Here is a 13421-nt window from a genome sequence, read left to right as displayed (position 1 = left end):
ACGAATAATTGATCGTTGTATAATGAATTCTCATAGATAAATTATATTTGTCGACCAATTACAAAAAAAGTTATTTTGATTAGATCGCTACCATGCATATTCATTGGGATATTTATCTTATTATTTCTATCCTGTAATAGAGACGTTAAAACCATAGCAAAAGTTACAGCTGTTGATATATTAAGAAAAGACAATTCTCATCTAAAAAAAGATTATCATGCAAAGGTTGAAGGGAACCGGATCGTATGGAGCGTTGATAAAGCTCTCTTAGAGAGAGACGTGAAAATATCTTTTCGTTTTGAAGGGGATACAATGATTCCCAATCCATCCACACGATTTAATCTTCAAAAAAGCATTGATATAACTGTCGTTTCAGATACGAACCATATTGATAAAGCTGTTTTTCAACACTATAAATTTCAATACACCTCTTTCCCGAAGATACGAAAAAGGAGAGAGAAAAGAAGAAAAGCAGTAAAGATCATTCCACCTCAACCTCTTATCATTGGCTACTTCCCTTCGTGGAAGGAGTATACCCCTACCCCAAACTCGGCATTACGAGAAGTGCCTGCATGGGTAAATCATCTTTTTATTGCTTTTGCCAAACCAGAGATGAGGTATCGTAAAGGAAGCTACTCTATCGGACGAACAGGACTTCAATTTCATTACCCTTCGAGGATGAATGGAAAGCTATTGAAGAATACCATTAAGATTCTTCATGCCAAAGGGATCAAAGTGTTGTTGTCCATTGGAGGAGGAACCTACTGTAACCGACTCAACTATCACAATATCCACTGGAGCGAAATCAAAGCATTGGTCGATGATATGGGCTTTGATGGTATTGATTGGGATATCGAGCCGAACGGAAGCTTCTACAGTGCGGGGAACAGCAAGAATGTGAAGTTCTATAAAGATGTAATACGAAAAAGCAGAAAAGTTTTTCCACGAAGAAAATATATCTTAGCCTGCGCGCCATCGGGAGTTGGAGCATTAGGGGGACGCCTTCATAACGATATAAATAGTCCTTTTTCATATGAAAACAGAAACCATTTGACTCAAGAGTCCGATTTCTTTCTAAGAAAAAACACTTCAAAGCATGAAGCAAACAATCGTATCTCACTGTATGGATTTCGTTCGACTGGGCATATGATCCCAGTATTTAAGAGTGTAGGTAAACTACTTGATATTGTGGCATATCAAGGGTACAATATTGGTACAGCCAACGACCGTACGATCCTATATAACTCTTATGCCTATTATGGGCATAGGTATGGCTTTAAAGTAGCGGCAGGGGTACATGTTCCATTAGAAGGATGGGGTCCATTTTATCATTATGGCAGAGAAAATGTAGCACATTTGGCTTCCCATATGATGCGTTATAGATCTAAACGTCCCATGGATGGAGTGATGGTTTGGCACCTACTTCGTGAAGAGTCTTTTCGAAGTAACCTAAAGATGTCACAAATATGGAGAGACTTAAAATGGAAAATAACAGGTGGAGCAGCGACTAGCGGTTATGAGTTTCTACATATTGCAGATTTGATCTTTAAAGGGCAAACAGAGAGAGAGGTCGTCCTCAACGCAAGGTATTACCATAAAGATCCTTTTTTATCTATAAAGAAGTTAAAACAGAAAAAAGCTGTTCCCCACTGGGACGCCAATCGCTACTACGAAAAGGGTGAGATAGTAAGATTTCATGGCTGTAAATGGGAAGCTTTAAATTACACCTTAGGGCAATACCCTCAAGCAAATAAAAAAAGTGGTTGGAAATTGAAAAAATAACAAACAAATCATAAAGCTCATCTGTTTTTACATTAAGGTACTGCTAGAAAACGATGACTTATGATGAAAAAAACTTTACTTTTAATCGCACTATTTACTGTTTCTCTATTCTCTTTCGGACAAACAGAAGAGACATTTACTTTTGAAGATTCATATGATGGAAGCTCCTCCTATTACGAAAATGGAAGACGGATAAGCTTACAAAATCGCTTTAAGATATATGGTCAACTTACAGATCAGATAGGAGTTTCAAGCACCCATGCCTGTGGTAATGAAGAAATATCTTCTGTTTTCGATGAGATCGGTGGATTCTATATGTTCTATACCAGTTTCTATCTGAAACGATTTTACATGAAGGTAACCAATCAAGATCGAACCTCTATAGATAATACCAAAGATATCTACCTCAATGGTTATCATTTCTCCGATTTGGTATTTCATTATAAGATACCAAAATCTGTTTATAACACAAACCCCAATGTAAACAATGGATACACACTCATCGATCTATCGACCATACCTGGTCTAGATCTGGACGTCACCATTATCGACAAGATCATGTTTGAGAATCCTCCGAAGGAAGCTTATGTCTATATCGATGATGTGGTCTACACCGCGCAGAGCTATAGCAATGAAATATTTCCATTGATGCAGATGCCTGAAATCTCGAATATCCAACCTAATAGTGTGGATGTATCCAGTGAGTTTATCTTATCAGAGCCTTATAATGAACGTGGCTTTGCATACTCAACTACTGATGAAACACCGACAGAAGCAGAAGGAGCAACACTGATCCCTGTTGCAGGAGGAAGCTCCTTTGATATTTTCACCGGAACCATCAGTAATATGACAGTAGATGCAGAATATTATATTAGGGCATATGCAAAGACAGATGACGGTATAAGATACTCTTTTCCGATATCTACCATGTCAGGAGCATCTTCTGTTCTTCGAATGAGTTCAAACGGAGAAGAGATTGAAAACAATTCGACGACAACTTCACTAACCAATAATACTGATATGGGGTCGGCCTTAGTCGGCGAGAGTATTACACACACTTATACCATCTCCAATATCGGAAATGAAACATATAGCATAACAACGAATCCACTAATGAACTTAGAAACATTGGATGGTATTTTTGATGCAACAGAACCTCTATTATTTAATTCAATCGCACCGTTGGCAACAGAAGATTTCACTGTTACTGCGACGCATAGTACTATTGGTATTTATACCAATAATGTCAAAGCGATAAATGGAGCTGAAACAGATTTTACCTTTCCTGTGAAGGCCACTTTCTATAATAAAGCAGAATTTTCAGGATATACCTTCTATAGTTACAAAGAGGACAGTGTGGAGATTACTGCTACAGTAAAACCAAACTTCTCTCCTACCTCTATTAGGATGGATTATGGGCTATCATTTGATGTTCCTGATCATACTGATTATAATGGCACCCTATTCTCTGAAAGCAACTCAAATACATTTAAGATTCGGTTCCCTATCTTAAGACCTGGTACAAAACATTATTTTAGGTTGACTGCCACAAATGCAGCAGGATCCACAGAGTCTAGCTATTATATTCTGACCACAACACCTGAACTGCCGATACTAAATACGAATGAAGTTATCCCATTGAATGAAGGAGAGACAAAGATTATTAGTAATAGTTATCTCGATGTTGAAGATCCCAACCAGCATGTCATTAAGATGACGATTCAATCCTTACCAACTCATGGTAATATAACTAATGATGGGACAATAGTAGAAGAAGGACAATATTTTACACAAGCAGATGTAGATGCAGAATTAATATCCTATATTCATGATGGCACAGACACTTCAGAAGACAGCTTAATTGTGGTAATTAGTAATGATAACCTTTCTCTTGACCCTACCACGATTCAATTTGCTATTACCACCATAAATGATGCCCCAACCGTCATTCCGCAGACAAGGATTGGAGAAAAAGGTATTCCAATTACATTTACAGTAGAACATTTCACAGATAATACTTTTGACGAGGAGTCTGATGCCTTACAGAAGATAAAGATTACAGCACTACCAACTTCTGGAACACTGAAACTAGGAGATGATGACATTGTCCTTAATCAAGAGATTCCTATTGACCAGACAGCAAATATTACCTACGTAAATAGTGAAGAGGGAAACTTTGTCTTTGAGTGGAATGGCTTTACGAATGCTTATGCTGATATTAATGCCCCTGTAGGAATAACAATTGGTGCTGATGTAACCACTCCAATTATTAGTTCATGGGAGATGAATATCACAGAAGATCAAGCTGCGCCTATTCCAACAACCAAATGGACGGACAACTACTCGGATGCACAACCATTAACAAAGATTGCGATACTTCAGATCGGTACGGGGATAACTGTTAAGCTAAGTGGTCAGACCTTAACCGCACCTGTTGAAGTCTTGGCTTCCGATTTAGAGAACCTACAAGTGGTACCAGATGCCAACTTTAATGGGACAGTGATCAATCGATGGGATGCAACAGATGGAACATTATATACCGATGGTGACCAGCAATGGAAAGTAATTATACAACCGGTCGATGACCTTCCTACCGCAGGAGTTATTAACCTCTCTGGAGAAGAGGACACAGATATCACTTTTGACAGTACTGTTTTTGGAGCCATCTATAACGATGTTGATTCTGATGGATTAACTCATATTCGATTTGATTTAACCAATACCAATGGATCATTGACATTGAATGACATAGATGTTTCGAATAGCAATATCTCAATTGCTGATATTGATCAAGTCATCTATACTCCAGCACCTAATGAGTATGGAAATAAGATGGATTCCATCCATTACATTGTCAAGAACGTAAATGGGGAGAGTTTAGATAGTTATGCTATATATATTAGTTTGACCTCTGTGGACGACCCTCCTACCAATCAAGGTTTCACTGTTACACTACGCGAAGATGAGATATACAACTTTACATTTGCACAGTTTAATCAGAATTATCAAGATGTAGAATTGGCAATACAGAGTAAGCTTAAGATTTCCCAATTACCTACAAATGGTAAGCTTCTACTAAACCAGGTGCCTGTCACCCTTAACCAAGAGATCGACAGAGAGGACATTGCACTACTATCATATTCTCCTAAACCAAATCAATCAGGAGATAATTTTGATCTGTTCCGTTTCCAATCTAGTGATGGAGCTCTTTATAGTCAAGATTATGATGTAGTGATCAATGTAACCCCAGTAGTGGATGCAGTAGAAGTTGGTTTTATCCATGCACTACACTTTACAGGTAGTGGCTACGTCGAAGTTCCTTATATCCAAAATATACCTACCGAATGTACTTTTGAACTGATGGTTAAACCTGTTCTTCAAAACAGCACCCAAGTGATAACCACCTCTTTAATCAACCATAAAGGTTTTGAGTTTGGTATCAATCAGAGCAACGAATGGTATATTAAAACTGGTAATGGTACAAGTACTACTGAGACCGTTATACAAACGATTTCTAATTTCAATCAATGGTATAAGATCATGATTGTGACTGGTAATAATGCCAAAATTGCCATTATAGAGAACTCTGAGAACCATAATATAGAGGATATCGGTACGATTATAAAGAGTGATAGTCCTACGATGATTATAGGTCGAGATTATGGTAGTTCTAGTAACTTCTTCAACGGAGCAATAGATGAGATGACCATATGGGACGGAGCAAGAACAGTAGATCAAGCCAAAGATATCTATTCATTGATTCAACTGACCACACCGAATATCCTTGGTTATTGGGATTTCAATGCTATCGAAGCTACAATTATAAAAGATCAGATTGGGACGCACAATGGTTATATCCATGGCAACCCATATTTTGAGAGTACAGGACAGGTTATCTTTAACCAAACACAAGAAGAAACAGCCAAAACGGTATCTGTAAAAGTTATCGATTGGGAAGGACAGTCTACACCTATTGAACAGGTTTCAACAATAGGAGGTACAACAACAGTAAGTCCTCCTTATCAATTAATCTTTACCCCTGCGACCAACTTTACAGGAGTAGCAGAAATCACCTACCAACTCTCAGGAGCATCAAACAGCACTGCAACACATTACATTAAAGTTATCAATGAAGATGACGCCCCTATTGCGATTCCGCAGACAATACACATGGGAGAGTCAGGCATCGTGAATATTGCTGCAGAACGCTTCACAGACAACTATTCTGATGCCGATGGTGATCTACTAGAAAAGATTATCATCACATCTATTCCGATCGAATCACAAGGAGTATTAACCCACAATGGTGTGGCTGTGGTTGCGGATCAAGAGATCACTCTTGCCGATTTAACAACCTATGGTCTTGTATTTACCAAAGAGACAAGCTTTGAAGGCACTGCCTCATTTAATTGGAATGTAGAGGCCAATGGTAAAGTATCACAGACAGCGGCCTATGTTAATTTAATAGTTAATCCTATTATATCTCCACTAGTCATTGTCAATAATACTTTAGACGTGCGAGAGGATGAACCTTATCCGATTACACAGAGTGTATTTAATGATGCGATTACAGATGGGGATAATATCACCAATATAGCACTCCTATCGTCTCCAACAAATGGTTATTTCACTAAAGATGGAGAGACACTAAATACTCCTGTAGAGTTAGACTTTTTGACTTTAGACACACAAAATATATTCATCCATTTTAATGATAACTGGAATGGTAGTGATAGTTTTAAATGGGACGTAAAAGATCACGCAGGTTATACCGATGGGGATGCAACCACCACCGTTACTGTGATTCCTGTAAACGACGCTCCTGTTGTTACGGATTTTACTCTAGAGACCAAAGAAGATGAAAGTCTCATCTTCCATACCCATATCTTTAGAATCGAATATAACGATGCAGAAAATGATGATGCTAAATTTGTTAATATAGAAACCTTGCCTCTAAATGGAACTCTTTACTATAATAACGTTGCAATACAAGAAATAAATTTACCACTAAAACTTGAAGTACTTCAATCAGAAGAGTTGGTTTATCAACCTACAATTAACGTCACAACCAATGATACAATCAAGTTTACGGTAGAGGATATCCATCTGTCAAAAAGTAACAGAGCCAACCTTGTCATCAATATTGAAGAAGTAAACGATCCTCCACAAGGAGCGGACCTATCCATTACATTTGATGAAGATCAATCATTTGATTTTAATGCAACACTATTTCAAGATAACTATTCAGATGTGGAAGGAGATGCACTAAAGTCGATATCCATTGTTACACTACCTCTTTTAGGAACACTTACATATGATGACCAGACCGTCACATCCATGATACTTCCTTTTGAGATCATGTCCAGTGATATAGCAAAACTTAGATTCATCCCGACTCCTAATGGTTTTGGTACTCCTTATGCATCTTTCCAATATAAGTTGAAAGATGTGAATGAAGGAATCAATGGTGCATATACGATAGTGGTTAATGTCAATGAGATACAAGATCTTCCATCAGTAGATAGTAACATACAAATCACACTAAATGAAGATCAGTCGTATATATTCAACAGCTCACTATTTGAACAGGTCTTTACAGATAATGATAATCATCTACTACAAAAAGTAAAGATTCAGACACTACCAACTCAAGGTACATTAGTATATGATGGGACAGACATTACATCTGAAACAATAATCAATATTACAGATATAAATAAACTAAGCTTCCATCCTGAAACCAATGACAATGGACAAGGAAAAACGCTCTTTACCTTTAGTTTAATCAACGACCAAAGTCTTGAAAGTGATAATACCGGGCAATGTTTGGCAGACATATATGCTGTGAACGATGCTCCTGTATTGAATGATGATGGTGCATGGAGTGCTACAGAAGGAAGTACCTTTACTCATACAATAGATGTAGACGATTATGATCAAGATCCTTTGACCTACACTTTAGTATCGGGACCAACTGGAATGACTGTCAATAGTCAAGGTGTAGTATCATGGGATGTCAACATGGAAAACAATGAAGTTACAGGCATTAAAATTACCATTTCGGATGGAAGAGAGAGTGTGACGCTCAATGCATCCATCCAAATCCAAAATGTAAATAATAAGAAACCTGTGATTAACACGACTTCGTTTACATTACCTATTAAAGGACTGGGTACAAGTTATACCATAACCCTTACTGCAACAGATGCAGACTATGGAAGTACTACGTTTAGTGATTGGACCATTACAGGACTAGAGGATAAAGATAGCGATGGAACACTCGCATTTAATATCAACCCATCCACAGGGGTACTCTCTATTAATGATTATGATGAGCTATTTAAATATGGTAATTTCCAATATGCTTTCTTCGCCACGGTAAGTGATGGACTTAATACAAGCGAATCAACAGCAATGACCATCGATATTCAAGACAATAGAGACGAACAGAACGTGAGTGGTTTGATCAACAATACACCGTTTACGACAGATAAAATAAATCAACCACAATTAACAACCGAAGGAAAATATCTGATCTATAGCAGTGAAACACCTGATGTAGCAAGCATAATAAATAGCTACCAAGTGAAGATCCATAAAGCAGGTAGTACCAATATAACTGTCACCCAGGCGGGTGATAACAGTTATAAACCGTACAATGAAACATTCCAATTTGTTGTATCCAAAGCACCTCTTACCATTACAGCCAAAGATGTAAGTAGAGTATATGGTGTGGAAAATCCAGAATTCACATATGAACTGACTGGTGTAAAGAGTGGTGATACGGAGGTATTTATGTCAGAACCTACCTTCACAACGACAGCCACTAGTGAGAGTAATGCTGGACTTTATAACATAGATGTGATGAATGCCACCACACCAAATTATAATCCAACATATGTTTCGGGTACTTTAACCATTAACAAAGCGCCATGGAATGACTCATGGGCGAACAAGAAGAGTGAACTTACTATTGGTGAACAGATCGAAGTCCTTCTAACAAAGAATACAAACTTTAGCATGACATCATCTATGCCAGGAATAGTTTATGTTTCAACACATCAACTCATTGCCAAAGCAAATGGTACATCGGTGATTTCGATACATATTCCATCAGATTTGAACCATACGGCTCAAACAATCATGGAAACGGTTACTGTTCGAACGCCTGTTAACAATGGACCAACGGTATCCACAAGTTCCGAAACGATGAACTTAAAGAATCTTACTATCACTCAAACGATCACTTTAAGTGCTGTGGACCCTGACACCGATCCTAGTAACCTTCAAGGTTGGGAGTTAAGATACCTCAATGACAAAGATAATGATGGCACTTTAGCCTTTGCTATCAATAGCAATACAGGTAAGTTAAGTATCTCTGATTACGATGAGCTATTCGAATTTGAATCACACGATTACAACATGCAAGTCAGAGTAAGTGATGGAGATAGTTATAGTGATTGGAAAGATCTTGTGATTCACATCGATGACAATCGAGATACCCAAACCGTTACAGGAACATATATCACTGAGGCGACTTATGCAACGGCTACAATACAAGAGATAACAAAAACAGATCAAGATGGTGCCTTAGCATATGAAAGTAGCAATCCATCGGTCTCTATCGTCAACGGCGATAAACTGAATGTAGTAGGTGTTGGGACCTCTACCATTACTATACACAACAATGGTAGCAATCAATACAAGCCTTATAACCACACCTTTACTCTCACGGTAACCAAAGCACCGATTGCGGTTACTGCGGAAGATAAGAGCCGCGTTTATGGGCAAGAAAATCCAACATTTACATATACGGTGACAGGGCAGAGAACAGGAGATAACAATATATTCTCTACCGCCCCAACGATGAGTAGTATAGCAAATCAGACAAGTGATGTGGGGGCTTACGCTATTGGAATAAGCGGAGTAGAGAACGAACACTATGATGCAACATATATTCCTGGCACTTTGACAATAGAGAGAGCGATCTCTAATGTGGAGTGGTCTAATAAAACGGATGAGATGTTGGTCGGGGAAAACATTTATGTCAATCTCTCTGAAATAAAAACATTTACGGTTAGCAGTAATAATGAAGAGGTAATAAAGGTGGATAACACCAAGATTACTGCCATTAAAAAAGGTAATGCTATCGTTACAATTAATGTTACTGAAGATCAAAATCATAACAATAAAGCGATCTTACAATACATTACCGTAACAAACAATAAACCATCTGTAACATCCTCTTCCGAAACCATCAATCTGAAAGCATTGGTGGAGAATGAAGAGATACAACTAGAGGCTGATTCGGATATTCCAATCACAACTTGGGAGATGAGATATTTGAGTGATAAAGACAACAATGGAACCCCTCCATTTACGCTTAATAGCACCAATGGAATATTATCTATCTCTGACTATAATGAGTTGTTTAAATTCGGAACTCATGCCTACACATGCCAAGTTAGAGTCTATAACGGAGATATGTATAGCGAATGGAAAGATATCACATTAACGATAGATGACAATCGAGATATTCAAACCGTTACAGAAGCATATATCACAGGAGCTACTTATGCAACGGCGACAATACAAGAGATAACAAAAACAGATCAAGATGGTACCTTAGTATACGAAAGTAGCAATCCATCGGTCTCTATTGTCAACGGCAACAAACTGAATATAGTAGGTGTTGGGACCTCTACCATTACTATACACAACAATGGTAGCAATCAATACAAGCCTTATAACCACACCTTTACTCTCACGGTAACCAAAGCACCGATTGCGGTTACTGCGGAAGATAAGAGCCGCGTTTATGGGCAAGAAAATCCAACATTTACATATACGGTGACAGGGCAGAGAACAGGAGATAACAATATATTCTCTACCGCCCCAACAATGAGTAGTATAGCAAATCAGACAAGTGATGTGGGGGCTTACGCTATTGAAATCACGGGAATAGAAAACGAAAACTATAGTGCTGTATATACTGATGGAAGTTTGTCTATTGAAAAAGCAGTATCTGACATGACATGGACCAATCAAACGGATGAGATGTCAGTGGGTGAATTTATTGATATAGAGCTCTCCATTACGAGTACCTCTATTGATGACGCTCTTTCAACCACAGCCACCTTTACGGTAAGCAGTGACAATGAAGAGGTGGTTCAGGTAAACAACACAAGGATTACAGCCATTAAAGCAGGACATGCTATCATAACGGTGAATATCATTGAGGATCAAAACCATATGAACAAGACGATATTACAGAATATCGTAGTGGTGAATAACAAACCATCCGTGACATCCTCTTCCGAAACAATCAATCTAAAAGATTTGGTAGAGAGTGATAATGTCCAACTAGAGGCTGATTCAGATATCCCAATCACAACTTGGGAGATGAGATATTTGAGTGATAAAGACAACAATGGAACACCTCCATTTACGCTTAATAGCACCAATGGAATATTATCTATCTCTGACTATGTTGAACTATTCGAATTTGAATCGCACGATTATAAGTTTCAAGTCAGAGTAAGTGATGGAGAGAGTTATAGTGAGTGGAAAGATATTGTAATCCATATCGTAGATAATCGAGATACCCAAACCGTTACGGGAACATATATCACAGAAGCTACTTATGCAACAGCTACAATACAAGAGATAACAAGAACAGATCAAGATGGTGCCTTAGTATACGAAAGTAGCAATCCATCGGTCTCTATCGTCAATGGAGACAAACTGAATGTAGTAGGTGTTGGGACCTCTACCATTACTATACACAACAATGGTAGCAATCAATACAAGCATTATAACCATACCTTTACTCTCACGGTAACCAAAGCACCGATTGCGGTTACTGCGGAAGATAAGAGTCGTGTGTATGGAGAAGAGAATCCAACATTTACATATATGGTGACAGGGCAGAGAACAGGAGATAACAATATATTCTCTACCGCCCCAACAATGAGTAGTATAGCAAATGAGACAACTGATGTGGGGGACTATGATATAGTCATCTCAGGAGGAGTATCAGAACACTACTCCCCTACTTATGCATCGGGATTGTTGTCGATAACCAAAGCAGTAAGAGATGTTTCGTGGACCAACGCCCCATCTACAATGAATCTAGGAGATATAGTAACCGTGATCCTATCGGAAGATATCGCATTTACTCTTTCAAGTGATAATAGCTCTATACTGAAAGTCGTGGGCAAAACTGTCGAAGCACTCTTGCCAGGATCGGCAGAGATTACAGTGCTTATACCTGAGGATGTCAACCATACACCACAGACAATCAAGAGAACTATTGTGGTAGACGGTAGCAAACCAATTGTGTTGAAAAGAGAACAAGACATCTATCTGAAAGGTCTCCTTTCCTCGTTCACATTCCAGATGACCGCAACAGTACCAAATGTGGATAACGCTATTGTCGACGCTTGGGAACTACGAAATGTAGTCGATTATGACCAAAATGGAGAAAAGGCATTCGCTATTGGAAACACGGGGATAGTATCCATTACAGATATCGATGAGCTAATGAAAGGAAATTCTAGAGTATACAACACCGAAGTAAGAGCAGCTTATGATGGACAATACTGTGAATGGACTCCTCTTCAAATACGTATTATTGAGAATCGTCACATCCAGAACGTAACCGAAGAATATATTAACAGTGTTACATTTACGGAAACGGAAGTGGTACAAGCATCTATAACAAATATGGGCAAAACGCTTAGCTATAGAAGTTCAAACGAAGAGGTCGTAACGGTGTCACAAAACACACTCACCATACATCAGGTTGGAACATCCACCATATATGTAGATCAAGAAGGAGACAATCAAGTTCAACCTCTTCACGAGCAGTTTATATTCACCGTAGAAAAAGCACCAATTATTGTAGAAGCCTCAAGTTATTCTAGAGTTTATATGGAAGAGAACCCAGTATGGGACTATAACGTGACAGGTGCTAGAGAGGAGGATGAACTCGTATTTGAAGTCGAACCAATGATCACAAGCGCCACCACAACAGAAAGCGACTGTGGTGCCTATCCGATAGAGATTAGCGGCGGTATTTGTGCAAACTATACCCCTACCTATAAAAATGGGGTGTTAACAATTACCAAAGCACAATGGGGTATAACATGGATTAATGAGAAGCTTCAATTCAAGGTGGGTGAAACACTCGACATCTTGTTATCCAGTGAGGAAAACTTCAGAACATCCACAAGTCATCCTCAAATACTACTTGCTGATGGAAAACATCTCGAAGCGAAAGCGGCAGGAATGTCTATGCTAAACATTGTTATTGCAGAGGATACAAACCACGAAGCACAGTATATTCAGAATGAGATCACGGTATCAGAAAGCACAGGTATATGGGATACGACAGATAAAATTACAATCTATCCGAACCCAGCAAGTGAATTTGTTTATATCACAGGACTAGAAATAAAGGATAAGATTGTAGTGATTGCACCGAATGGAACAAAGATCAAGACAATAGTTGTCAAAGAGAAGCGTACCACTCTACCGGTACACGACTTAGAAGATGGTCTATATCTTATTCAGATCAATGATCAACATGTGTACAAAGTCATTGTGAAAAAATAGATCTTATTGTAAAAGAAAAAGAG

2 protein-coding genes are annotated in these 13421 nt (G+C 38.4%); both read left to right on the top strand.

Going from position 1 to position 13421, the window contains the following annotated elements:
* Nucleotides 1-75 precede the first annotated feature (75 nt).
* Nucleotides 76-1782 (top strand): glycoside hydrolase family 18 protein, encoded by a 1707-nt coding sequence (locus K5X82_17025; protein ID QZT36917.1) that lies wholly within the window; start codon nt 76-78, stop codon nt 1780-1782.
* Nucleotides 1783-1842: 60 nt separating this feature from the next.
* Nucleotides 1843-13398 carry a hypothetical protein gene (locus K5X82_17020; GenBank protein QZT36916.1) on the top strand — a complete coding sequence of 3852 codons (11556 nt, stop codon included), beginning with the start codon at nt 1843-1845 and terminating at the stop codon, nt 13396-13398.
* Nucleotides 13399-13421 lie beyond the last annotated feature (23 nt).

This window comes from Prolixibacteraceae bacterium, from assembly GCA_019856515.1.
Classification (GTDB): domain Bacteria; phylum Bacteroidota; class Bacteroidia; order Bacteroidales; family Prolixibacteraceae; genus Halosquirtibacter; species Halosquirtibacter xylanolyticus.
The sequence above is the reverse complement of the archived record's forward strand: the minus strand, read 5'-3'. Positions and strand labels throughout refer to the sequence as shown.